The organism is Glaciihabitans arcticus (genome assembly GCF_004310685.1).
GTDB lineage: Bacteria > Actinomycetota > Actinomycetes > Actinomycetales > Microbacteriaceae > Conyzicola > Conyzicola arctica.
This window is the reverse complement of record NZ_SISG01000001.1, coordinates 846,338-868,299: the sequence shown is the minus strand read 5'-3', so window position 1 is coordinate 868,299 and position 21,962 is coordinate 846,338. Positions and strand designations below refer to the sequence as shown.

Annotated in this window: 24 protein-coding genes; 13 read left to right on the top strand and 11 right to left on the bottom strand. The window is 68.3% G+C overall.

Translation table 11 applies throughout. The annotated features are described in order from the left end of the window. Nucleotides 1–97 precede the first annotated feature (97 nt). The 6 genes from EYE40_RS04035 to EYE40_RS04010 all read left to right on the top strand — a co-directional run bounded on the left by EYE40_RS04035 (nucleotide 98) and on the right by EYE40_RS04010 (nucleotide 9,570). The gene (locus EYE40_RS04035; RefSeq protein ID WP_130980743.1) at nucleotides 98–1,237 is read left to right on the top strand and encodes an exonuclease SbcCD subunit D; all 1,140 of its coding nucleotides are present in this window, start codon (nucleotides 98–100) and stop codon (nucleotides 1,235–1,237) included. Beyond that, nucleotides 1,234–4,143: an AAA family ATPase gene (locus EYE40_RS04030; RefSeq protein WP_130980742.1), complete on the top strand. Its 2,910-nt coding sequence runs from the start codon at nucleotides 1,234–1,236 to the stop codon at nucleotides 4,141–4,143. The genes EYE40_RS04035 and EYE40_RS04030 overlap by 4 nt, the downstream gene beginning before the upstream one ends. 39 nt (nucleotides 4,144–4,182) lie before the next feature. Then, nucleotides 4,183–4,995, top strand: coding sequence for an endonuclease/exonuclease/phosphatase family protein (locus EYE40_RS04025; protein WP_130980741.1), 813 nt, complete (start codon nucleotides 4,183–4,185; stop codon nucleotides 4,993–4,995). A 9-nt stretch (nucleotides 4,996–5,004) separates the two neighbouring features. After that, on the top strand, nucleotides 5,005–8,412 hold the full coding sequence (locus tag EYE40_RS04020; protein WP_130980740.1) for a TM0106 family RecB-like putative nuclease: 3,408 nt from the start codon (nucleotides 5,005–5,007) through the stop codon (nucleotides 8,410–8,412). A 10-nt stretch (nucleotides 8,413–8,422) separates the two neighbouring features. Then, nucleotides 8,423–9,034 carry a hypothetical protein gene (locus EYE40_RS04015; RefSeq protein WP_130980739.1) on the top strand — a complete coding sequence of 204 codons (612 nt, stop codon included), beginning with the start codon at nucleotides 8,423–8,425 and terminating at the stop codon, nucleotides 9,032–9,034. A 77-nt stretch (nucleotides 9,035–9,111) separates the two neighbouring features. Next, on the top strand, nucleotides 9,112–9,570 hold the full coding sequence (locus tag EYE40_RS04010; RefSeq protein ID WP_130980738.1) for a hypothetical protein: 459 nt from the start codon (nucleotides 9,112–9,114) through the stop codon (nucleotides 9,568–9,570). Here the strand turns inward: EYE40_RS04010 and EYE40_RS04005 are convergent. Beyond that, nucleotides 9,536–10,213, bottom strand: coding sequence for an RNase H family protein (locus EYE40_RS04005; RefSeq protein WP_130980737.1), 678 nt, complete (start codon nucleotides 10,211–10,213; stop codon nucleotides 9,536–9,538). The two genes, EYE40_RS04010 and EYE40_RS04005, sit on opposite strands and share 35 nt — an antisense overlap. 4 nt (nucleotides 10,214–10,217) lie before the next feature. After that, entirely contained in the window at nucleotides 10,218–10,865 is a 648-nt protein-coding gene (locus EYE40_RS04000; RefSeq protein ID WP_240034707.1) for a M50 family metallopeptidase, read from the bottom strand. Between the two features lie 83 nt (nucleotides 10,866–10,948). Between EYE40_RS04000 and EYE40_RS03995 the strand changes: the two genes are divergently transcribed. The 5 genes from EYE40_RS03995 (at nucleotide 10,949) to rsgA (ending at nucleotide 13,944) form a co-directional block, all read left to right on the top strand. Continuing rightward, nucleotides 10,949–11,230: a hypothetical protein gene (locus tag EYE40_RS03995; protein ID WP_130980735.1), complete on the top strand. Its 282-nt coding sequence runs from the start codon at nucleotides 10,949–10,951 to the stop codon at nucleotides 11,228–11,230. Then, a complete protein-coding gene (locus EYE40_RS15540) occupies nucleotides 11,221–11,685 on the top strand; it encodes a hypothetical protein (protein ID WP_204742211.1) in 465 nt (154 codons plus the stop codon). Before EYE40_RS03995 ends, EYE40_RS15540 begins: the two co-directional genes overlap by 10 nt. Further along, on the top strand, nucleotides 11,682–12,254 hold the full coding sequence (locus tag EYE40_RS03990; protein ID WP_204742210.1) for a GNAT family N-acetyltransferase: 573 nt from the start codon (nucleotides 11,682–11,684) through the stop codon (nucleotides 12,252–12,254). Before EYE40_RS15540 ends, EYE40_RS03990 begins: the two co-directional genes overlap by 4 nt. A 66-nt stretch (nucleotides 12,255–12,320) precedes the next feature. Further along, the gene (locus EYE40_RS03985; RefSeq protein WP_130980733.1) at nucleotides 12,321–12,731 is read left to right on the top strand and encodes a hypothetical protein; all 411 of its coding nucleotides are present in this window, start codon (nucleotides 12,321–12,323) and stop codon (nucleotides 12,729–12,731) included. Between the two features lie 178 nt (nucleotides 12,732–12,909). After that, nucleotides 12,910–13,944, top strand: coding sequence for a ribosome small subunit-dependent GTPase A (gene rsgA / locus EYE40_RS03980; protein WP_161972345.1), 1,035 nt, complete (start codon nucleotides 12,910–12,912; stop codon nucleotides 13,942–13,944). Here the strand turns inward: rsgA and EYE40_RS03975 are convergent. Continuing rightward, nucleotides 13,941–14,147, bottom strand: a complete 207-nt coding sequence (locus EYE40_RS03975; RefSeq protein WP_130980731.1) for a DUF4177 domain-containing protein — start codon at nucleotides 14,145–14,147, stop codon at nucleotides 13,941–13,943. The genes rsgA and EYE40_RS03975 overlap by 4 nt on opposite strands. 91 nt (nucleotides 14,148–14,238) lie before the next feature. Beyond that, nucleotides 14,239–14,859 carry a YdeI/OmpD-associated family protein gene (locus EYE40_RS03970; RefSeq protein WP_130980730.1) on the bottom strand — a complete coding sequence of 207 codons (621 nt, stop codon included), beginning with the start codon at nucleotides 14,857–14,859 and terminating at the stop codon, nucleotides 14,239–14,241. 71 nt (nucleotides 14,860–14,930) lie between these two features. Here EYE40_RS03970 and EYE40_RS03965 point away from each other — a divergent pair, with 71 nt between their 5' ends. After that, nucleotides 14,931–15,968: an LLM class flavin-dependent oxidoreductase gene (locus tag EYE40_RS03965; RefSeq protein ID WP_130980729.1), complete on the top strand. Its 1,038-nt coding sequence runs from the start codon at nucleotides 14,931–14,933 to the stop codon at nucleotides 15,966–15,968. Here EYE40_RS03965 and EYE40_RS03960 read toward each other — a convergent pair whose 3' ends face one another. Continuing rightward, nucleotides 15,969–16,454, bottom strand: a complete 486-nt coding sequence (locus tag EYE40_RS03960) for a GNAT family N-acetyltransferase (protein WP_130980728.1) — start codon at nucleotides 16,452–16,454, stop codon at nucleotides 15,969–15,971. It lies immediately after the preceding gene. A 41-nt stretch (nucleotides 16,455–16,495) separates the two neighbouring features. On the opposite strand from EYE40_RS03960, the gene EYE40_RS03955 reads away from it, so the two are divergent. Beyond that, nucleotides 16,496–17,740: a hypothetical protein gene (locus EYE40_RS03955; RefSeq protein ID WP_130980727.1), complete on the top strand. Its 1,245-nt coding sequence runs from the start codon at nucleotides 16,496–16,498 to the stop codon at nucleotides 17,738–17,740. On the opposite strand, the gene EYE40_RS03950 is transcribed toward EYE40_RS03955, so the two are convergent. From EYE40_RS03950 to EYE40_RS03925, 6 genes are all read right to left on the bottom strand, one after another. After that, nucleotides 17,691–18,236 (bottom strand): hypothetical protein, encoded by a 546-nt coding sequence (locus EYE40_RS03950; RefSeq protein ID WP_130980726.1) that lies wholly within the window; start codon nucleotides 18,234–18,236, stop codon nucleotides 17,691–17,693. The genes EYE40_RS03955 and EYE40_RS03950 overlap by 50 nt on opposite strands. Further along, nucleotides 18,233–18,829, bottom strand: coding sequence for a hypothetical protein (locus tag EYE40_RS03945; RefSeq protein ID WP_130980725.1), 597 nt, complete (start codon nucleotides 18,827–18,829; stop codon nucleotides 18,233–18,235). The genes EYE40_RS03950 and EYE40_RS03945 overlap by 4 nt, the downstream gene beginning before the upstream one ends. Beyond that, a complete protein-coding gene (locus EYE40_RS03940; protein WP_130980724.1) occupies nucleotides 18,826–19,455 on the bottom strand; it encodes a hypothetical protein in 630 nt (209 codons plus the stop codon). Before EYE40_RS03940 ends, EYE40_RS03945 begins: the two co-directional genes overlap by 4 nt. Before the next feature lie 22 nt (nucleotides 19,456–19,477). Beyond that, entirely contained in the window at nucleotides 19,478–19,750 is a 273-nt protein-coding gene (locus EYE40_RS03935) for a GNAT family N-acetyltransferase (protein WP_240034706.1), read from the bottom strand. Nucleotides 19,751–19,754: 4 nt separating this feature from the next. Further along, a complete protein-coding gene (locus tag EYE40_RS03930) occupies nucleotides 19,755–20,618 on the bottom strand; it encodes an aldo/keto reductase (protein ID WP_130980722.1) in 864 nt (287 codons plus the stop codon). A gap of 77 nt (nucleotides 20,619–20,695) precedes the next feature. After that, complete coding sequence (locus EYE40_RS03925) at nucleotides 20,696–21,868, bottom strand: RtcB family protein (protein ID WP_130980721.1); 1,173 nt, start codon at nucleotides 21,866–21,868, stop codon at nucleotides 20,696–20,698. Between the last annotated feature and the right edge of the window lie 94 nt (nucleotides 21,869–21,962).

Genomic DNA, 21,962 nt, shown 5'->3' with positions numbered 1-21,962 from the left:
TAGGTTGCGGGGGAGGGTCGGCGCTGGGCGCTGCATCCCCCGCACCGCGGTGGACAGCCGCACACCCCTGTCACCCCCACCCGATACCCTCGACCCCATGCGCATTCTTCACACCTCCGACTGGCATATCGGGCGAACGTTCCACGGCAACTCGACGCTCGAGCACCTCGAGAGCGTGCTCGAAGCCATGGTCGAGGTGGTGAAGGCCGAACGCGTCGACGTGGTCGTGGTGGCGGGGGACATATTCGATTCCGCGACTCCGGCGGCCGAGAACTACGAGGTGCTGACCCGCATCCTGCGGGGGCTGCGGGGCGCCGGGGCGCAGGTGATCCTGACCAGCGGCAATCACGACTCGGCCACGCGACTCGGCTTCAATGCGGGGTTCACGGGGCTCGCGGGCATCCACATCATCACGAGGCAGGAACTGCACGACCAGCCGATTGTCATCGACGACGAGCACGGGCAGGTGTGGTTCTACGGCATCCCGTACCTGGAGCCGGCGCTGCTCAGGCACCACTATCCCGACGAGACCCTCAAGACCCACGAGCAGGTGCTCGGCTTCGTGATGGGGCGTATCCGGGCGAGCGCGGCAGAAACGCGGTCCGTGGTCATCAGCCACGCCTTCATCTCCGACGTGCAGGCCAGCGACGTCGAGCGCGACATCAGCTCCGGCGGTCTCGACCTGGTGCCACTCAGCGTCTTCGACGGGCCCGACTATGTGGCGCTCGGGCACATCCACGGGCGGGCGCAGCTCAGCCCCCGTGCGCACTACTCGGGCGCGCCGCTGCACTACTCGTTCGGCGAGGGCGACAAGCCGCGGGGCGCGTGGATCGTCGACCTCGACGCGAGCGGCCTGCAGGGCACGCGCTGGGTCGACCTGCCCATCCCGCGCCGACTGACCGTGTTGACCGGCACCCTCGACGACCTGCTTCGGGATGACGCGCACGCCCCCTTCACGAACGACTGGGTCTCTGCGGTGCTCACCGACACCGTGCGCCCACTCGACGCCATGCGCAGGCTGCGCGACCGCTTCCCGCACGCCGCCGCCGTGGAATACCGTCCCGCGGTGACCTCCGAGCGCACCACCTCGTACGGGGAACGCACGCGGGCGCAGACCGACAACGAGGTGGTGGCCGGATTCCTCGAGCTCGTGCGCAACGGAGTCGGACCGAGCGAAGCCGAGCGCGCCCTCATCGCCGAAGTGATCACCGAAGCCAGCGGCGAGGCCACCGCGTGAGGATCACCTCCCTGCGGCTCGCCGGATTCGGGCCGTACCTCGAGGAGCAGTCCGTCGACTTCGAGCGGTTCGCCGACGACGGTATCTTCCTGATCACGGGCAAGACGGGTGCCGGCAAGTCGAGCATCCTCGACGCGATCTGCTTCGCGCTCTACGCGACTGTGCCCCGGTACGACGGCAGCCAGCAGCGCCTGCGCAGCGACCACGCCGGCCCCGACGACGCCAGCTGGGTCGAACTTGAATTCACCGTCTCCGACATCGCCTACCGGGTTCGCCGCAGTCCGTCGTGGGAGAAGCCCGGCCGCGCTACCCCGGTCGCGGCGACCGCGGAGCTGTTCCGCAAGAACGGAAAGACCTGGGAGGGCATCGCCGCCCGGCCCGTCGACGTCGGACACGAGATTCACCAGATCGTGCAGCTCAGCAAAGACCAATTCCTGCAGGTGATCCTGCTCGCGCAGAACCGTTTCCAGCAGTTCCTGCGCGCGAACAACGACGAACGCCAGTCCGTGCTGCGCACCCTGTTCGCGACCGACCGCTTCGCCGACATCGAAACTGCCTTCACCGAACGCCGCAAGGCCCTCGAGGCGACGATGAGCGGTGACCTCGAGCTGCTCCAGCAACTGGGCCGCCAGTTCGCCGAGCTGTTGTCCATAGAGGAGGGCGAGGGGGAGTCCTGGTTCGACGAGGGACTCGCGGCACTCGAGACCCTGCACACCGAAGCCGTGGCCGCCGCCGAACGGGCGGACGCCGAGCACACCGCGCTGGACGCGGCGCAGCGCCTCCGCTCGGACACGCGCGCCCTGCAGCTGCGCCGCGACACGGCAACAGCCCGGGCGACCGAGCTTCGGCAGAACACGGAGACCATCGAGCGGGACCGGGAGGGGCTCGGGGCGGCGCGCCGGGCATCCATCGTCTGGCAGGTCGTCACGACGCAGCGATCCGCGGATGTCGCGGCCGCCGCAGCGCGCGCCGCCGAGAACACGGCGCGCACAGCCTGGAATGCCCACGGCCTTACGAGCGAGGATCTCGGCGAGACGGTGCGCGAGCTGGACGGACAGTTGGGCTCCCTCGCCGACGCCCGCGCCGAGGAGCGCACCCTGCCGAAACTCGAGCGGGCCGTCGATAATGCCGAAGACCGGGTGACTGCACGGGATGACGCGCTCACCGCCCTGCAGGACTCCCTCGAGGGGTTGCCCGCGCGCATCGACGCCAACGCCGAGGCCCTCGCCGTCGCACAGGTGCAGGCCGCGGGAGAACCCGCCGCCCGCGCTACGGTCGAGAGACTGGAGACCGCACTCGAGCACGCTCGCGTCGCCGCATCCCTCGCGAGCAACCTCGAAGTGGCCCGCGCCGACGAGAATGCAGCCAGCGCACGTCACCTCGCCGCCGCCACCCGCCACCACGGCCTGCTCGAACAACGTCTCGCGGGTCACGCCGCCGAGCTCGCGGGCGAGCTGGTCGCGGGGGAGCCCTGTGCGGTCTGCGGCTCCACCAGCCACCCGGCACCGGCCACGCCCAGCGGAAATCCGGTCACCCAGGAGGACATCGACGCGGCGCTCGAAGTGGTCGAGGAGGCTAAGCGCCAGCTCGACAACGCAGTGGCACTGCGCGCCGCCGTGGATATCTCCCTCGCAGAGACGATCGGCCGCACCGACGGACGCGACGCGGAGAGCATCACCGCAGAAAAGCTCACCGCCGAGGAGGCCCTCGCCGTGATCGCCCTCGCCACGCGACACCAGCAGACGCTCGAATCCTTTGCGGCGACCCTGCGCGCCGAAGCCGATCGCGGAGCCGCGCAGCTCGACGAGCTGCGCACCGACCGGGAGAGCGACCTCGCGGCGCTCACTGTGGCGCGTACGACCCGCGACGCGGTCGCCGCGCGCGTCACCGAACAACGTGGTGATCACCCCAGCGTTGCGGACCGCTTCGACGAGCTACGCGCCACGCGCGACGCGGCCGCAGCCCTCGAGGAGGCCATCGCCCAGGCCACAACCCGCGCGGAGACACTCACTGACGCGACCGACGCCCTCGAGGTCGCCCTCGCCGAGCAGAAATTCGACAGCGCGGACGCGGTCGAGGCCGCACGCGTCGCCGACCTCGGGCCACTTGAGGCGCGGATACGGGCGCACGACGAGGCACTCGCCACCGCGGAGTCGACCCTCGCCGAACTCGCGCACGTCGAGGCCGAGCCGATCGACCTCGCGGCGGGGGAATCCGCTGCTGTCGCCGCCCGTGCCGTTCGGGATGACGCCCTCGCCACGCGGAGCTCGCTCGCCGAGAGACGCACCTCGGCCACGCGGATCGCGGAGCAGGCGCGGGTGCGGCTCGTGGCATCCGCCGGCAGACAGGCAGATTTCGACCAGCTGCGCGAACTCGCGCAGGCGGTTGCCGGAAAGGAACCGAACACCCGACGGATGCGCCTCGAGACCTACGTGCTCGCCGCCCAGCTCGAGGAGATCGTCGCTGCAGCGAATTCCCGGCTGCGCGCGATGACGAGCGGACGGTTCAGCCTCGAGCACGACGACACCGTGCAATACCGCAATACGTCATCCGGTCTCGGGCTCGCGATTCTCGACGAGCACACCGGGCGCGCTCGAGCAACCCATTCCCTCTCCGGGGGCGAGACCTTCCTCGCCTCACTGGCCCTCGCGCTCGGGCTCGCCGAGGTTGTCACCAACCAGTCCGGTGGCATCACCCTCGACACGCTGTTCATCGACGAGGGATTCGGGTCGCTGGACAACGACACCCTCGAGATCGCCATGAGCACCCTCGACGGCTTGCGGGCCGGCGGACGCACCATCGGTCTGATTAGCCACGTCGACTCGATGAAGGAGCAGATCCTCGCCAAGCTACGCGTGAGCGTGGACGGCCGGGGTCGCAGCATCATCGAGACCGAGGGCGTGTGACTGCCGAGCTTCATCCGCGATGACCCCTAGCATTCAGACATGACTGCACTGGTCGGTCCCCGCGAGGCACCCGACGTGCACGTGATGACCTTCAATATCCGCCGCCGTATGCCGCGCATCTCCCGCCGCAGCCCCGACGTCTGGGTGCGGCGTGCGCCCGCACTGCGCCACCTGCTGCGGGCGGAGCGCCCCGCGCTGCTCGGTGTGCAGGAGGCGCTGCCCGACCAGAGCCGCTACGTACGCTCGAGTCTCGGCGACCACTACGCGCGGCTCGGGCACGGGCGCAACGCGAACCTCGGCGGTGAGGGCTGCCCGATCTATGTCGACCTCATCCGCTTCGAGATCGTGCACTGGGAGCAGCTCTGGCTCTCCGATACCCCGACGGTTCCGGGTTCGCGGAGCTGGGGCAACCAGATCCCTCGGGTGCTCGTCTCGGCCCGCCTCCGCGACAAGGAGACCTCCGAGGAACTGCACTTCGTCAACACCCACTTCGATCACCGCTCCCGCCGCTCCCGCGTGATGGCCGCGACGCTCGTCGCGAGCATCAGCGACGAGAGAACGATCATCACGGGTGACTTCAACTCGGCCGTCGACACCCTGCCCTTCGCCGAATTCTCCGCGGCGGGCTTTCCCGACACGTGGGACACAGCCGAGGAGCGACTCACCGCCGAGTGGGGCACCTACCCGAACTACCGGGCTCCGAAGCTCGACCGCAAGCGCATCGACTGGATCCTCGGGGGCGCCGCGATCCAGCCGAGCGTCGTCGGCATCAACACGGCACGCTTCGGAGGCACCTTCGCCTCCGACCACCTGCCGGTGCAGGCCGTCGTGCGGGTCGGTAGCTCGCGCTAGCCTTCGAGGATGTTCCTGCTCGACCGCGACGACCCGACCAGCACCGTGGTGTACAGCGCCAGCGACCTCAGCGCTGCCGCAAGCTGCGAATGGGGTCTGATGCGACGCCTCGACGACAAGCTCGGTCGCATCACCGCCGAGCCGCAGCCCGAAGATGACATGCTGGTGCGCGCCGGCCTGCTGGGCACGATCCACGAGCGGGAGACACTCGAGCGCCTGCGCGACACGAGACGCGTCGTCGAGTTCGCTCCGACCTTTGAATCGCGGGATGCGGATGCCGCTGCATCCCTCGCCGCATTGAAGGACGGCGCTGACGTGCTGTTCCAGGCGACGTTCTTCGACGGCCGCCTGCTCGGCTACGCGGACTTCATCATGCAGAACACCGCGGGGGAGTACGAGGTCTACGACACCAAGCTCGCCCGCAAGGCCAAGATCACGGCGCTGCTGCAGCTCGCCGCCTACAGCGACCAGCTCGTTCGTCTCGGTATCCCGATCGGCCCCGACGTGCACCTGATCCTCGGGGACGGCACGACCAGCACGCATGCGATCCGGGATGTGCTGCCGGTCTTCCGCAAACGCCGCGCCCGCCTGCAGCGCATCCTCGACGAGAAGCAGGCAGACCCGGTCCCGACGCCTTGGGGCGACCCGCGGTACACCGCCTGCGGACGATGTGCCCAGTGCGCCGCGCAGGTCGAACTGCATCGCGACGTGCTGCTCGTGTCGGGCATCCAGCTCACGCAGCGCCACCGGCTCGCGGCGGCCGGCATCCACACCATCGACGAGCTCGCCCAGGCACCCTCGGTCGTCGACGGCATCGCCGCCTCGACCCTGGCCGGACTGCGCGCCCAGGCCCGGGTGCAATTGCGCACCACCGGCGAGGTGCCCGCGTTCGAGGTATTCGCGCCCGAAACCCTCTCCGCCCTGCCGCACCCCGACGCGGGCGACATCTTCTTCGACTTCGAGGGTGACCCGCTGTACAGCGAGAATGCGGTTGACGGCAAGGAGTGGGGCCTCGACTACCTGTTCGGCCTGGTCGAAGCGGATGCAACGTTCCGCACCTTCTGGGCGCACGACTATGTTCAGGAGCGCGACGCCCTCATCGCGTTCCTCGCCTACGTGGCCGAGCGGCGCGCGCGTTTCCCCAACCTGCACATCTACCACTACGCCGCCTACGAGCGCACCCACCTTCTGTCTCTCTCCGCCCGGCACGGCGTCGGCGAGGAACAGGTAGACGACCTGCTGCGCCAGGGCGTGCTGGTCGACCTGTACCCGGCCGTCAAAAAGGCGATTCGCATAGGCTCGCACAGCTACTCGATAAAGAAACTCGAGCCGCTGTACATGCCGACCCATCGCTCCGGGGTCGACAACGCCGCCGATTCGGTGCAGCAGTACGCGGACGCGCGGGTGCTCATCGAGTCCGGTTCGGTCGAGGAGGGCCAGGCCAAACTCGACGCCATCGCCTCCTACAACGAGTACGACTGCGTCTCGACGCTGCGCCTGCGCGACTGGCTGCTCGAGCAGGCGCGTGCGCTGGGCGTTGAGCCGACGCCCGCCCGCGAACTCGAACTCGAGCTGCCGGTTGCGCGGGACCCCAGTCCGGTCTACGTCGAGCTTGCGGCCCACGTCGCCGACGTGCCGCTCGCGGATCGCACGGCCGACGACACGGCGATCGCGCTGGCCTCGGCTACGATCGACTACCACCGCCGCGAGGCGAAGAAATTCTGGCAGGATCACTTCGACCGGCTGCAGCGCCCGATCGACGAGTGGGCCGACGTGCGTGACGTGCTCGCCATCGACCGGGTCGAGGTGCTCGCCGACTGGTCGCTCACGGGCCGCCAGACCAAGGCGCGTCGCACCCTGCTCGTCTCCGGCCGACTCGCTCCCGGCAGCTCGCTCAAGGAGGGCTCCAAACCGTTCCTCGTCTACAACGACCCCGCGCCACTCATCTCGCTCACCCGCAACCCGGGCTCGAAGGCATCGAGCGACGGCGAGGTGCTCGAGGTGACCGACGATGGCTGGGTGGTGCTCGAGTTGCTCGAGGCGGGTGCCGAGCGCCACGATGCCGTTCCCGCAGCCCTGTCACCCGGCAAACCGCCGCCCGCGCGTCCGCAGCCCGAGGCGATCGAGTCCTGGGGCCAGCGTGTGCTGCGGGCTATTCCACAGATGCTTCCGGATGCGGCCCTCGACATCCTGCGCAAGGCACCCCCGCGGGGCGGCATCGTGCCGGTGACCGGCACAACTATCGAGGCCATCCGCGACACGCTTCTCGGCCTCGACCACTCGTACCTCGCGGTGCAGGGGCCGCCCGGCACCGGCAAGACCTACACCGGCGCCCGGGTCATCCGGAACCTCGTCGAGAACCACGGCTGGAAGGTCGGCATCGTCGCGCAGTCGCACGAGACGGTCAAGAACATGCTGTTCGGCATCGTCGCCGCGGGTCTCGACCCGAAACTCATCGGCAAGAAGGCGAAAGACGGCGACACGGACATTGTGCCCTGGCAGTCGATCAGCACACCCGCCTCGTTCGTGAACCGGGATGACGGCTGGGTGCTCGGCGGCACCGCGTGGACCTTCGCCAATGCGGGAGCGATCCCGCCCGGCACCCTCGACCTGCTCGTCGTCGACGAGGCAGGCCAGTTCTCCCTCGCTAGCACCATTGCCTCGGCGGGATCGGCGAAACGCCTGCTGCTTCTCGGGGACCCGCAGCAGCTGCCGCAGGTGAGCCAGGGGTCGCATCCCGAACCGGTGGATGTCTCTGCTCTCGGCTGGCTGAGCGAGGGACACGACGTGCTGCCGCCCGAATTCGGCTACTTCCTCGAACGCTCGTGGCGCATGCATCCCGCGGTGTGTGAGCCGGTCTCGCGGCTGTCGTATGACGGCAAGCTCCGCTCGCAGGCGGGGGAGCGCCTGTTGGCCGGCGTCGATCCCGGCCTGCACCCGCTGCCCGTCGCTCACGAGCAGAACGCGACGTCGTCGCCGGAGGAGGCCACGCGCGCTCTCGGTCTCGTGCGCGACCTGCTCGGAACGCCGTGGACAGTGGCCGGCGAGACTCGGCCGCTCGATCAACGCGACATCATCGTCGTCGCGCCCTACAACGCTCAGGTGGAGCTGCTGCGGTCGGTGCTCTCGTCAGCGGGATTCGACGAGGTGCCCGTCGGCACCGTGGACAAGTTCCAGGGCAAGGAGGCCGCGATCGCGATCGTCTCGCTGGCCGCATCGAGCGCTGCGGAGGTGCCGCGCGGGCTGGAGTTCCTGCTCCTCGCGAACCGGCTGAACGTCGCGATCTCCCGAGCGCAATGGGCCGCCTACCTGCTCTATTCGCCGGCTCTGCTCGACTATCTGCCGTCCAACGCGGCAACGCTGGCGCAACTGAGCGCGTTCATCGAGCTGGTCGAAGGGGAGTCGGTGTCGAGCTAGGCTCGGAAACGTGAACCCCGCCGCGCCGCCCACCCCTCTCGCGGCCTCCGGCAGTTACTTCGGCCGCCCGATCGCGGCGTTCGACCCGGCATCGCGGTGGAGCTACCGCCACTACAACACGGTCGCGATCATCCTCATCATCGTCGCGGCCATCGCGTTCGTGGTATTCACCGTGATCGCCATCACCGGACCGGATCTCGCCTCTGGCATCTACTTCCCGGTCTTTAGCCTCGGCCTCGTGCTGTTCTTCTTTCGCCTGAGCTACAACGTCTACGAGATCGACGAGCGCGGCTTCACCACCCGCGGTCCGTTCTGGTGGCGCGTGGTCACGATTGCTCCTCGGGACGTCGCTCGTGTCGGCGTATCCTCGACCGGACCCTCGCTCATCGGCGACTTCGCTTCTCTGGATGAGACCGGTCGAGCCAAGCGCGAGCAGGTTATGGCCGCCGTGGCGAAGTCGTACAAGACCGACCTCTTCGCGGATTCCGCCATCGGCTTCGTGCTGGTCGTCGAGACTCGCGCGGTGAACGTCACGGGCGTGTATATCAAGCAAACGGATGCCGCGGCCCTTCTCGCCGCAGCCTCCACCCTCGAGCCGCGCACGCCGCGTCTCCCCGTCTGACGCGCCGCCTCTCCTCCACAGGCGATCGCCTGAGGCCTCTTTGTCGGGATGTCTGTGCCTCCCTGCACCCTTCCGGCATGACGAATACACCTCCCACCATCACCACCATCCTCACCACCTTCACCGACGAGCAGGCCGGGCTCAGCACGGGTCTCGCGCGCCACCGGATTCTCGCTGTCGCCGAGTCTCTGCGCCGTTGCGTCGAGGCGCACGGCGACCAGATCCTCGTCGATCGCGATCGCACTCTCGTAGCCGCAGAGCGCGCGTTCGACCCTCGAGATCCGGTCGCTCGGGTCGCCCACGCCGACGACCTCATCTACCTGCTCGCGATCTTCGTCGAGCCGGAGTGGCTGCCTGGCGATTCGCCGTCGCTACGCGTGCACCTGCGTGTCGTGGAGCGGCTCAGCCAGTGGGTCATCGAGCACGGGCTCGTGCACCCCGACGAGGTCTGCTGCCCACTGCTCGACATCGAGGCACGGGTCCGTCGGGCCAGACGCGCGCTTAGATCAGCCGCGCAAGCAGCTCCGAAACGCTGATGCCCTCGGCGCGCGCACGCTCGGCCAGGCGCAACTTCTGGGCGGGGGTCAGCGCGATGTCGGACTCGGGTTCCGCTGCCGGCTCTGCCTCAGGCTGTGTCTCCGGTTCGTCCAGGAAGTCGAAGGAGAGCTGGGCGACCTGCGGCTCGGCTTCCGCCTGCGCCGTGATCGCGGGGGCGGCTCCGGGGAAGCCGGGCCCCGTGGGGATCGCGGCACCTCGGGCGAAGGCTTCCGAAACGGCTCGAGCGCGGGCATCCGCCGCCTCATTGAGCACGTGGCCGACATGACCGCGTACCCACTCGAAGCGGTAGCGTCGCCCGGCGATGGCCTCGTCGATCTCCTTGAGCAGCTCGAGGTTCATTACGGGCTTGCCGTCGCCCTTGCGCCAGCCCTTCTTCTTCCAGCCCGGCATCCACTTGGTCACCGAGTTGATGACGTACTGGCTGTCGCACAGGATGTGCAGGTCGTCGTCGACGTGCGCCGTCGCGCGGAACAGTTCGAGCACCGCCTTGAGTTCGCCCTGGTTGTTGGTGGCGTGCTTCCAGCCGCCGGCGTCCCACGTGTTGTCGTCGATGTACCAGGCCCAGCCTGCGGGGCCGGGGTTTCCGAGGGCGGAGCCGTCAGCGGAGGCGGTGATAGTCATGGTCTCAAGCGTATTCGGCTGCATAGGCCGTCACGGCGAACACCACGCACGCGCCGATCACCACAGCGAAGAGCAGCAGCCACACGGGCGAGGGCACCCCCGTGCGCCGGAAGAGCAGGTATGCGTCCGAGGTCTGCAGCTGGTCCCGGCGGCGAGTGTGCACTCCCACGACCGTGAGCAGACCACGAACCGAGCCCACGAGCAGGGCCGTGCCAATCACGAGCAGCGCATACCCCTGAACCTCGGGGGAGGCGTAGAACCAGAGCAGTGCGCTCGCGCCCGCGGAGGCCGCGACGACGAGCACGCCGAACAGGTTGCGGATGACGAGCAGCGTCACCGCGAGGATCACGCCGCCGACGAACAGCGCGATCGCCGTGTAGCCGTTGAACACACTCCAGAGCTGTGCCGCTCCCACGACCGCGGGAGCGGGGTAGCCGAAGAAGCCGCTCACCACCGGGCCGAACCCGCCGCGACCGCTGCTGACCGCCTCACCCGAATGGTTGCGGCGAATGCGGATGCCGTGGATGACGCGACCCGTGAGCAGGGCAGCGACAGCGTGCCCGAGCTCGTGCACCAGAGTCGTGAACAGGCCGAACCAGGCCCAGGTGAAACGCGGGATGCTGAGCGCCGCCGCGGCGACCAAGAGGATCACGAGGAGGGTCGGCGAGAACTCGAGCGGGGCCGTGGGTGCGAAGAGAGTATCGATGGGACAAGTGTGGCAGTTAGCGTTGTCCCATGCCGTCCTACCGCGTCACCCTCGTCGTCGGCGCCCTCGCCCCCGGCGTCGCGCCCGCGAGCGTGCTGCCTGCGGCGCGCGACGCCGCGCTCGAGCTTGCGGTGGTGGAGGCGTCCGACGTGCAGGTCGTCTCCGGCCAGGCGCGCCTCGTGGTGCGTTTCGCCGCCGAGTCCCGCGAGCTCGCGAGACAGATCGGCGGGCACGTCGCGTCCACGGTGGGCACCATCGCCGAGGTCGAGTCCTGGCGGATCACCGAGCGGGTGAAATCCGCATGGCTGTAGAGGACTACCTCTCGAGCGAGAGCGCCGCGCTTGTCGGCGAGCTGGGGGCGCTGAGGGATCCGCTGGACAGGCTCAGGGGCATCCGGAGCCTGATTGCGGCGCTCGAAGCGGACGCCGCAAGCCTCACCGCCGTGCGCGCCGCCCTCGACGGGGGTGCGACATGGGACCACGTCGCTTCGGCCGCGAACCTCAGCGCCACGGCTGCCAAATGGCGCTGGCAGGGGAGCGACGCGGAGATCGCCGCCCGTCTGGATGCGGGGCGCAAGCGTGCCGCCCGCCCCTCGAGCAAGCCGACCGACCTGCCGGGGCTGTCGGTCGCGGAGGCAGCCAAACAGCTCGGGGTGTCCGTGCAGGCCGTCTACCTGCGTGTATCCCGCGGCACCCTGCGCGCCGAGACCGTCACGCTCGACGACGGCCGCAGCTTCAAGCGCGTGTTCGTGGGGGAGGCAGAGTGATCTCGGCCGAGCCCTTTGACACGCCGATCGTCACCGACCGTCTCGAGCTTCGCCTGCTCGCCTCGTCCGACGTGCCGGCATTCCACTCCTACTACTCCCGCCCCGATGTCTGCCGCTACCTGCTGTTCGAACCGCGCGATCTCGACACCATCACCGAGAAGGTGGCGGCGCACGCGGCGCACGTCTCGCTGCGGGAGGACGGCGACTACCTCGACCTCGCCGTGGTCCGCCGCTCTGACGATCGGCTCGTGGGCGACGTGATCCTCAAGCTCGCGCACTCCGACCAGCTCACCGGCGAGATCGGCTGGGGGTTCCACCCCGAGTTCCAGGGCAACGGTTATGCCACGGAGGCGGCGACCGCGATGCTCCGCCACGCCTTCGGCACCCTGGGCTTCCGGCGCATTGTGGCCGAGCTCGACCCGCACAACGCGGCCTCCGCCGCGCTCTGCCGCCGTCTCGGCATGCGGCAGGAAGCTCATCTCGTCGACAACCTGTTCTCCAAGGGCGAGTGGGTCGACACCGTCGTATTCGCGCTGCTCGCCCGCGAGTTCTCCACAGGCCTCGCCTAGACAGCTCTCTCCACAGATGTCGGGATGACCGGCCGCGAGCCCCCACCGCCGCACAAGACTTACCCCATGCCCACCTACGACGACCTCCGCGACCGCATCCTGACAACCGACTCCGACGTGCTCGACCGCGTCACCGAACTGCTCGAACACGGCATCCGCCGCCAGCTCTGGCTGATGTTCCTCGACGCCGACGGGCGACAGCTGCCCCTCCTGATGCCGTCGAACGTTCCTCCCACACCAGGTGCCAAAGACGTGCAGAAGCTCGGCGGGTTCATCCGGGAGCTCATGGACCAGGTCGAGGCCGTGACCATCGTGGTCACCCTCGAGCGCTCGGGCAGCGAGGAGATCACCAACGCCGACCGCGCGTGGTTCCGGCTCGTGATCGATGCATGCGCCGTCGCGAAGGCGCCCCTGCGCGGCCCCCTGCTCTGCCATCGGCGAGGAGTTCGCTGGGTTGGGGAGGCGGATATGCGCTAGCCTGTTGCCGCATCGCATCGAACTACGAGAGAAACCGGAGGGCCAGTCCATGATTACCACTGACGCACGCGCCCTCCGCTCCATCTGCCTGTAGAGCGCCCAGCCCCTTTCGCGGGCTCGCGCACCTGTCGGCCCCGGCTTTGCGCCACGGCCGACACTCATCGATGAGGTATCACTCGTGACTTTCCGAACTTTCCCGACCCTCGAGCCGTACGGCTGGAGGGACCGACCCGTCTCCGACGGGACTCAACCGGCGCGCGTTCTCCGCCATGACGGCTCGACCCTGACCGCGGTATGCGCTGACGGCGTCCAGACGCTGCGCAGCGTTCCGACTCTCGAACCGCAGCCCACGGTCGGCGACTGGCTCGACATCGAGCAGGGCACGGGGCGCATCCGTGCCGTGCTCGAACGTTCCGGGCTGCTCACCCGGGAGGCCGCGCACAAGCAGGGCAGCCAGGTGCTCGCGGCGAACGTCGACGTGGTGCTCATCACCTGCGGCGTCGACCGGCCGATCAAGGCCGGCCGCATCCAGCGTGTCGCCACCATGGCCTGGGATGCCGGTGCCGTGCCCGTGATCGTCGTCACCAAGGCCGGCACGGGCGAGCTCGACCTTCCGCGGCTCGAGCTGGAGCATCCGGGGGTGCTGGTGCTCGTGACATCCGCCCTCGAAGGAAGCGGGCTCGACGCCGTGCGCGACCTTGTCGCCGGCCGGACCGCCGTGCTCATCGGCGAGTCCGGTGCGGGCAAGTCCACGCTGACGAACGCCCTGCTCGGACGGGAGGATGCGGAGACCGGACGGGTGCGCGCGAGCGACAACAAGGGGCGCCACACGACGACCTCGCGTCAACTGCACCTGCTGCCCGACCTGCCGGACGGCAGAGGAGGCGGACTCATCATCGATACTCCGGGCATCCGCTCGGTCGGGCTCGTCGCCGACGCGGAGTCGGTCACCGCATCCTTTGCGGAGATCGGCGAGCTGGCATCGTCGTGCAGGTTCCACGACTGCCGGCACGCGGGAGAGCCGGGATGCGCTGTCGCTGCAGCGCTCGACGACGGATCACTCGATGCCGATCGCTACCGCGACTGGCAGCGGCTGCAACGCGAGGCGCTGTCCGCTGCCAGGCGCGCGGACGTGCACGCCTACCGCTCCCACGTGAAGCAGTTCTCCCGAGCTGCGAAGGAGGGGCAGACGCGCAAGCGCGGCGGGCGCTAGACCAGCTTCTCGAATACCAGCGTCGCCTGGATGCGGTCGCCGCCGCCGAGTCCCTTGCTTCCGGAGGAGGCGGTGGTGATCGTGTGCAGGCGGTAGCCCTTCGCGGCCTGGGCGTTGATCGCGTTCTCGAGTTCTGTGAGGTTGCCGGAACCGGTGCCGAGGAACTTCTCCTTGAGGATGATCTGGAGGACGACGTAGTTCATTTCTACTGCTTTCTTCGGGTGGGGTGTGCTTCTGCCGCAACGCTATCGACGCGGCTCGGCACTCGGCGAGCCCCCGTTGGGGGAACGGTAGTCAGCCGTTCGCACGGCGTCCGAGAGCCGCTTCCGAAACGATTCGGGCGATGCGCGCAGCGCGTGTTTCGGCTCGCGCGGCACTGACAATCGTCCACAGCATTTGTTTGCGGGCGCTCGGCGGGAAAGCGTCCCAGTTGCTCCGTGCGAGTGGTTCCCGGTCCAGCGCCGCGGCAAGGTCGGCTGGATCCTCAAGATCCTCGACCGAGTCCAGGATCGTCCAGTATCCGTTGATCTGTGCGGCGGCAATCGCCTGCCGCCCGGGCTCGGTCATCAGTCCGCGCTCCTCCATGTCCGCGGCGCGCTGGCGGTTGAGGCGGGTCCACGAGCTTTTGCCCCGGCGCGGAGTGTAGAGCTGGAAGCCGCGCTCCTCGTCGAAGATGGTATTGGTCGAGTCGACCCACCCGAAGCAGATTGCCTCCTCGACGGCGTCGGGGTAGGGGCAGCGCGGCTTGCCGGTTGCGGTGCGCCACGAGCACAGCCACACGCCCCGAGCGGATGCCGCATTGGCAGACAGCCAGGCTCGCCACTGGTCCCGGGTCTCGGCATGGATGACCGGGTAGTCGAACTTCCACGTCGCGGGATGCTCGGAGATGGGCGGCACAGCGGCATCGTTCGTCACCGAACCATCGAAGCACACACCAGCGACGCTCCCCACGGAATACCGGCGCGCCCTGTGACCTTGTACCCGCTATGAAGCGCATCGGATTCCTCTCCTTCGGTCACTACCAGTCGGTTCCGGGCTCCCTGGTTCACACGGCCGGCGACGCGCTGAACCAGACGATCGAGTTGGCCGTAGCTGCAGAAGAATTAGGGGTGGATGGCGCCTACGTTCGCGTGCACCACTTTGCGCCGCAATTCGCGTCCCCGTTCCCGCTCCTCGCCGCTATGGCCGCGCGCACAAAGACCATCGAGCTCGGCACCGGCGTGATCGACATGAGGTACGAGAACCCGCTCTACATGGCCGAGGAGGCCGCCGCCACCGACCTGATCAGTGGTGCATCCGGTGCCGGTGGGCGCCTGCAGCTCGGGCTCAGCCGCGGCTCACCCGAGACGGCCCTGAACGGCTCAGAGACGTTCGGCTACGTGCCGGCCGACGACGAGACGGACGCCGATCTCGCCCGGCAGCACACCGAGTTGTTCCGCGCGGCCATCGACGGCGCCGGGATCGCAGAGGCGAACCCCAAGATGACCGGCGGCATGCGCGGTGCGCTCGGCATCGAGCCGCAGAGCCCCGGCCTCGGCGATCGCGTCTGGTGGGGCTCCGGCACGCGCGCGACGGCGAAGTGGACGGCGGAGCAGGGGATGAACCTCATGAGCTCGACACTGCTCACCGAAGACACCGGTGTGCCCTTCGACGAGCTGCAGCGCGAGCAGATCGAGATCTACCGCGAGGCGTGGGCGGCCGCGGGACACACCCGTACTCCGCGGGTCTCGGTCAGCCGCAGCATCATCCCGATCGTCAGCGACGCCGACCGCAACTACTTCGGCCTGCGCGCGCAGGTGGAGGGCAAGGACCAGGTCGGTCACCTCGATGGCGGCCTCGCTCGTTTCGGCCGCAGCTACATCGGCGAACCGGATGTCATTGCGGCGGAACTCGCGCAGGACGTCGCCGTCCAGGCTGCCGACACCGTTCTCGTCACCGTGCCGAACCAGTTGGGTGTGGAATACAACGCAGCGCTGCTCGAGAGCATCGTCAAGCTCGTGGCCCCTGCGGCGGGATGGCGCTAGCTACAGTTCGAGAACGGTGAGCAGCGAATTCCCGTGGACGGCGTCGGGCTCTACCTGACCGGTCTCCACGAAGCCGAGTTTCGCGAGCACACGACGTGAGGCGGTGTTCCAGTCGCGCACCGACGCCCACAACCGTTGATGGTCCCTGACGGAACCGATAACCGCGCGCGTTGCCTCGGTCGCGTAGCCCTGACCCCAGAATCGCTGCAGCAGCTCGTAGGCGAGCTCGGGTTCGTCAGAGCCGTCACGGGGAATGACCCCGCAGTAGCCGATCACCTCGCCGGTGGAGCGTAACTCGACAGCAAGCAGTCCGGGCTGGGAGCCAGTCCGTATCCTCTCCTTGAGGTCCGTGACAGAGGGGTGACCGTCAGCCGAGAGCCGCCGGTGCGGCGGCACACGCGGGTCGCGTTCCGTCCAGAGCTCGTGCTGGATGACGGCATCCGACACCCGCCAGGGGCGAAGAATCAGTCGGTCGGTTTCACGCACGGTTCGAACGTAGCAGCGCCACCGCCCCGTACGATGGCAGCATGCTGCGCAGCCTGAGGGCGATCCCTCGCATCCTGGCGCTTTGCTGGCCCGCCCTGTTCGCCTGGTATCTCGGCGGCTCGCTCGTGCGCGCGGTGGTGCTCGCTATCGCGGCACCAATCGGCCCGGAGAGTGCACTCGCCGCACTGTTGCTCGTCCCGCTCGCCGCCCTGGCCCGCCTGATCTCCTATGTCGGGATGTTCCTGGCCGTCCGACGAGGAATGCGCGCCTACCGGGACATCTCCGGCGGAGACGTCGAGTTCGAGTCGCTGAGGGACGCCGCGAGCGAGTTCCTGAACGTGCTGCTCGCGAGCATCATCCCCTTCTTCTTCCTGTACGCCGTGCTCGGACTGCTCGCGGAAGACCTGAGCGACTATGCGCAGAGCGCCTTCAAGTACGCGTTCGGCACGGACGGCAGCGTGCTGCAGGTCGGTGACGGCCCGCTCGTGCTGGTCGTCATCCTCGTGGCGCTGGCCGCGCGGATCCTGCTCAAGATCTACGGCAGCAAGTTGCCGCGCGGCTTTGGCGTGCTCGAGGTCTACTTCGAGGCGACCTGGGTGTTCGTTGCCCTCACCGGACTCGGCGCCGTGTTCGGTCAGGCGATCGCCTGGATCGAGGGGCGGCAGGTGGTGCGCTGGGTCGAAGACATCCGCGACTTCATCCTGGGACTCGGTGATGGCGTGCGCTGGCTGCTGGCCCAGTTCGACTGGCTCGGCCCGGTGGTCGCGCAGCTCATCCTGCTGCCGCTCGCCTGGCTGCTCATCGCCGGCATCATCTACACCCGCGCGCTGGCCAACATCGAGCCTGCAAACATCACTGACACCGTGCCCGAGCGCCTGACCGCAGTCGTCCGACCGCGCTTCGAGAAGCTTCCCGCCATCATCCGCCGCCAGGCCTACCTCGTGACCGACGAGTGGGACGACCTCGGCGGCCCCTTCAGCCAGTCCGGCAAACTCATCGCGGGGGCCGGCATCCGCTCGCTGGCGATCTTCGCGGCCGCTTACGCCCTGCTCTACGCCGCATCTCAGTGGCTGCTGTTCGGCGCCTACCGCCTCTTCGGACCGCACGACCGGTACTTCTGGAACGTGATCGATCCGGTCATGGATGTCGCGGTCTCGATCATCACCGAGCCGCTGCGGGTTGTGCTGCTCGCCGCCGCGTTCGATTACTGCCTGCGCAAGTGGCAGGAGAAGCAGGTCACTGCTCCAGCTGGAGCCGATGGATCGTCCGTTCCCCGTCCAGCGTGAGGTCGATCGAGGCCACGTCGTAGGTCCCGGTGGGAGCGAGGAACACCAGCTCGTACTCGAAGGCCGTACCGTCGAGCACGCAGGCACTCTTGGTGTCGTCGGCGAGGCGGTACAGGTAGTCGCCGGGGGAGCCGAGGCGCTCCCACGTGCGCCGCAGCCGCTCCGGGCCGGGAGCGGTCAGCGTCGCCGTGCAGGACGCGTCCTCCTGCGCTTCGCCCGCGATCGGCTCGACGCTGAGGATGGCGGCGACCAGTTCCGCACCGACCGGTCGTGTCTCGCCCTCGGGGTCGCGCGGGTCGAAAGTGTCACTCGCCGTGAGCGTGAAGCGGTAGCCGGCGAGTTGCGTGCTGTCGCCGGCGTCCACGAGAGTGACCGCGGGCTCGTTCGCGAGCCGCTCGGTGAGGATCACACCTCCGAGCAGCCAGATGAGGCCGGGCACACTGACGGTGATCACGGCAACGGCCACACCATTGCGCCGCCACCACCCCCGCCTCATCGGATGTCCTCCGGGATCTCCGCCGGCTCGAGCACGCGCACGCGCTCCACGTCGAGGCCGGTGAGGTCGATGGTGAACACCGGCACGCTCTCCAACTGCGGTGTCAGCTGGGACTTGATGTGCAGGCGGGCGTGCGCCGCGGCATCCGATTCGACAACGCTCGAGGGCACCTCGAAGACGAGTGTTCCCTCGACGGGGATGCCGGGGCCACCGGGCGGGCTCAGCATCGTCCGTCCCGGCAGGAACGGCGCCGCGCGATACTCGACGCCGTCGATGACGAGCTGCGAGTAGCCGAGCAGCACGCGATCGAACTCGGTGGTGACACGCAGGTCGACGACCACGAACACTTCCTTGCTCGAGACCTCCGACGGTGTGTAGCTGAAGCCGCCGTCCGCGTAGCCGAGGTCGAGTTTTTTGGCCAAACCGACCTCGTTCAGCGTCGCGCTGTACAGCCGGGCGGAGATTGTGTCGCCCACCGCGCCGTCGAGTTCGAACGGTCCGACCACACGATCGAGGCTCGGCGCACTCGCCACCGCGATGCCCGCCACCAGCAAGCCTCCGATGATCGCCAGAGACCGGATGCCCCGCCTCACGGCGCCGCCCCCTCGAGCTGCTCGTAGCTCGCGACACTCGTGATCACGCGGGCCACCGGTGTCGGTCGTCCGAACGAGTCGTCTCCCCAGATGGGGTGGTCGTAGACCGCGAACTGATCGAAGATACCGACGAACACGTCGTCGCCTACGTCGAGGCTGCCCGCGTCGACCGGCCAGATCCAGGCCAGGTCGACGGCGACCCCGGGCTGCAGGAACTCGGACACGTCGCCCGAGCGCAGTTCGATCACGTTGGAGGGTTCGTCGACGGGTGAGATCTCGTCGCCCGCGAACACGCGGATGAGGTCGCTGTCGAGAAGGCTCGGGGTTGTGCCGACGTTCTCGGCGGAGGCCTCCACCACGAGGTACACCGAGCCCGCATCCGCCTCGCGGCCGGTGGTCGGCTGCGTATCGCTCAGGTAGGCGCGGGATACGACGGTGCGCACCTCGGAGCCGATATGAGCCTCGCCGAGTTCGACGCGGGGGAGCGCGGTGATCGGCACATCCCGAAACCCGCCGATGGCAGCCACCAGCCCGACGACAGCGGCGATGGCGATCAGAGTCCACACCCACCACGGCACACGACGGCGCCGGGAGGCGACCGGCGGGTCGATCGGGCTGTCGGTCACTGTCTCACAGTAACCGCACGACTCAGCGCGTCAGCAGACCGGCGCGCTCGGGGTGCTTGTCGAACCATTCGGCGACGTACCAGCACATCGGAACGACGTGGCGGTCCGACGTCGCTTCGACGTCGTTCATCGCAAACTCGACGATGTCCGCCGCGTAGCCGTGACCGCGCAGGGGCGGGGCGGTGTAGGTGTGGTTGAACGATATGCCGGAGCCGTTGACGCGGTAGTCGGCGACGGCCGCTATCTGGTTGTCAATGCGAAGGACGTAGCGCTGGGCATCCGGTTCATGAAGCATCTCTTTAGACATGCGCGGCGTCCAGGGTGGCGAACTCCTCGTCGGAAAGCTGCACGGACGCACCGGCCACATTGTCTTCGAGGTGCTCGACGCTCGACGTGCCAGGGATCGGCAGCATCACGGGCGAGCGCTTGAGGAGCCAGGCGAGAGCGAGCTGCGCGGGGGAGACACCGTGGGTACCGGCCAGCTCGACCAGCGGCGACCGGGATCCGGTGAGCTTGCCGGTGTTGAGCGGGAACCACGGGATGAAGGCGATGCCCTCTGCCTCGACGTGGTCGAGCAGCGCCTCGGACTGGCGGTTGCCGAAGTTGAAGAGGTTCTGCACCGAGACGATGGTTGCGAACTCCTGGGCGGCCTGCAACTGCTCGACGCTGACCTCGCTGAGGCCGAGGTGGCGAATCTTGCCTTCCTTCTGCAGGGCGACGAGCTCACCGAGCTGGTCGGCGAGCGGCACCGCACCGTCGATGCGGTGCAGCTGCAGCAGGTCGATGCGCTCGAGTCCGAGGTGGCGCAGGTTCAGCTCGACCTGCTGGCGCAGGTACTCGGGCCTGCCGACGGGCGTCCACTGATTCGGTCCCTGGCGGGTGAAGCCGACCTTGGTGGCGATCACGAGATCGTCGGTGTAGGGGTGCAGCGCCTCGCGCAGCAGGTGATCGGCGATGAAGGGGCCGTATGAGTCGGCCGTGTCGATGAAGTTCACGCCGAGCTCGATCGCGCGACGCAGCACGCGGATGGCTCCGTCGTGATCCTTGGACGGACCCCACACTCCGGGGCCGGGCAGCTGCATCGTGCCGTAGCCGAGGCGGTTGACCGTGAGGTCGCCGCCGATCGTGAAGGTGCCGGAGGACTGGGCGGGGAGATCGGTCATTCTCCGAGCCTAGACCGCGGACAGGGCGGCCGCCGGGGTGCGAACGCACCTCCCAGCGGCCGCCAAGCCAGCAGGGTTTAGTCGCCCTTCACGTTGAGCACCTGGCGTAGGGTGTGCCGGATCTCGACGAGGTCGGTGGCGTCAGCCATGACCTGGTCGATGTCCTTGTACGCCTGGGGGATCTCGTCGATGAACGCCGCCGTGTCGCGGTACTCGATGCCGACCATCGCCTCCCGAAGCTGTTCGTGGGTGAACTGCTTGCGCGCGGCCGTCCGTGAGAACTGCCGCCCGGCACCGTGCGGTGACGACTCGAGCGCGACCTTGTTGCCGAGACCGCTCACCACGTACGACGCCGTGCCCATCGAACCCGGGATGAGGCCGGGCTGCCCGAGCTTCGCCGAGATCGCTCCCTTGCGGGAGAGCCACACCCTCTTGCCGAAGTGGGTCTCCTCTTCGGTGAAGTTGTGGTGACAGTTGATCCGCTCGCTCTCGATGACCGCTTCGCCGAAGTGGTCGGAGACCTGCCGGATCACGCGGTCCATCATCTCCTCCCGGTTGAGCAGGGCGAAGTGCTGTGCCCAGCGCAGGTCGGCGATGTACCGCTCGAACTCCACGGTTCCCTCGACCAGGTAGGCGAGGTCCCGATCGGGCAGGCTGATGAAGTACTTCTCCATCAGCTTCTGCGCGACACCGATGTGGTGACCCGCGATGCGGTTGCCCACACCCCTGCTGCCCGAGTGCAGGAACAGCCATACGGCGCCCTCCTCGTCGAGGCTGACCTCGATGAAGTGATTTCCGCTGCCGAGCGAGCCGAGCTGGGTCGCCCACTTCGACGCGTGATCGCCGGGCTCGAGACCGATGGCCTCGGCCATGGCGGTGAGTTCGGCGACTCGCGGTTCCGCGGTTGCCACGATGCTGCGGTTATAGCCACCGGCCGACAGCGGTATGGCGCGCTCGATCTGCTCACGCAGTGCCCTGAGCGAACCCGCTGAGGCGAGGTCGTCTGTGGTGAACTGCGTGCGCACGGCGATCATGCCGCAGCCGATGTCGACTCCGACGGCTGCAGGCATGATCGCCTCGAGCGTCGGGATGACGGACCCGACCGTTGCGCCGCGCCCGAGGTGGGCATCGGGCATCAGGGCCAGGTGCGGGTAGATGAACGGCATCGTCGTTGCTGTGCGGGCCTGCTCGAGCGTGTTCGGCTCGAGGATGCTCGCCCAGCTGATGAGGCGTTCTGAGATCTTTTCCATTGCCTTTCGATTCTGTTTCAGATGGTGCTGGATGACGTTCCCGCACTGATCAGGTGGGGTCGGTCGGAGGGGCGTCCGGGTGCGGGCTGCAGCT

What these genes read in the sequence shown, in the direction of transcription:
- EYE40_RS04035 (WP_130980743.1), top strand. Translation starts at nt 98, where the DNA reads ATGCGCATTCTTCACACCTCCGACTGGCATATCGGGCGAACGTTCCAC.
- EYE40_RS04025 (WP_130980741.1), top strand. Translation starts at nt 4,183, where the DNA reads ATGACTGCACTGGTCGGTCCCCGCGAGGCACCCGACGTGCACGTGATG.
- EYE40_RS04020 (WP_130980740.1), top strand. Translation starts at nt 5,005, where the DNA reads ATGTTCCTGCTCGACCGCGACGACCCGACCAGCACCGTGGTGTACAGC.
- EYE40_RS04010 (WP_130980738.1), top strand. Translation starts at nt 9,112, where the DNA reads ATGACGAATACACCTCCCACCATCACCACCATCCTCACCACCTTCACC.
- EYE40_RS04005 (WP_130980737.1), bottom strand. Translation starts at nt 10,213, where the DNA reads ATGACTATCACCGCCTCCGCTGACGGCTCCGCCCTCGGAAACCCCGGC.
- EYE40_RS03995 (WP_130980735.1), top strand. Translation starts at nt 10,949, where the DNA reads ATGCCGTCCTACCGCGTCACCCTCGTCGTCGGCGCCCTCGCCCCCGGC.
- EYE40_RS15540 (WP_204742211.1), top strand. Translation starts at nt 11,221, where the DNA reads ATGGCTGTAGAGGACTACCTCTCGAGCGAGAGCGCCGCGCTTGTCGGC.
- EYE40_RS03985 (WP_130980733.1), top strand. Translation starts at nt 12,321, where the DNA reads ATGCCCACCTACGACGACCTCCGCGACCGCATCCTGACAACCGACTCC.
- EYE40_RS03975 (WP_130980731.1), bottom strand. Translation starts at nt 14,147, where the DNA reads ATGAACTACGTCGTCCTCCAGATCATCCTCAAGGAGAAGTTCCTCGGC.
- EYE40_RS03965 (WP_130980729.1), top strand. Translation starts at nt 14,931, where the DNA reads ATGAAGCGCATCGGATTCCTCTCCTTCGGTCACTACCAGTCGGTTCCG.
- EYE40_RS03955 (WP_130980727.1), top strand. Translation starts at nt 16,496, where the DNA reads ATGCTGCGCAGCCTGAGGGCGATCCCTCGCATCCTGGCGCTTTGCTGG.
- EYE40_RS03950 (WP_130980726.1), bottom strand. Translation starts at nt 18,236, where the DNA reads ATGAGGCGGGGGTGGTGGCGGCGCAATGGTGTGGCCGTTGCCGTGATC.
- EYE40_RS03935 (WP_240034706.1), bottom strand. Translation starts at nt 19,750, where the DNA reads ATGCTTCATGAACCGGATGCCCAGCGCTACGTCCTTCGCATTGACAAC.
- EYE40_RS03930 (WP_130980722.1), bottom strand. Translation starts at nt 20,618, where the DNA reads ATGACCGATCTCCCCGCCCAGTCCTCCGGCACCTTCACGATCGGCGGC.
- EYE40_RS03925 (WP_130980721.1), bottom strand. Translation starts at nt 21,868, where the DNA reads ATGGAAAAGATCTCAGAACGCCTCATCAGCTGGGCGAGCATCCTCGAG.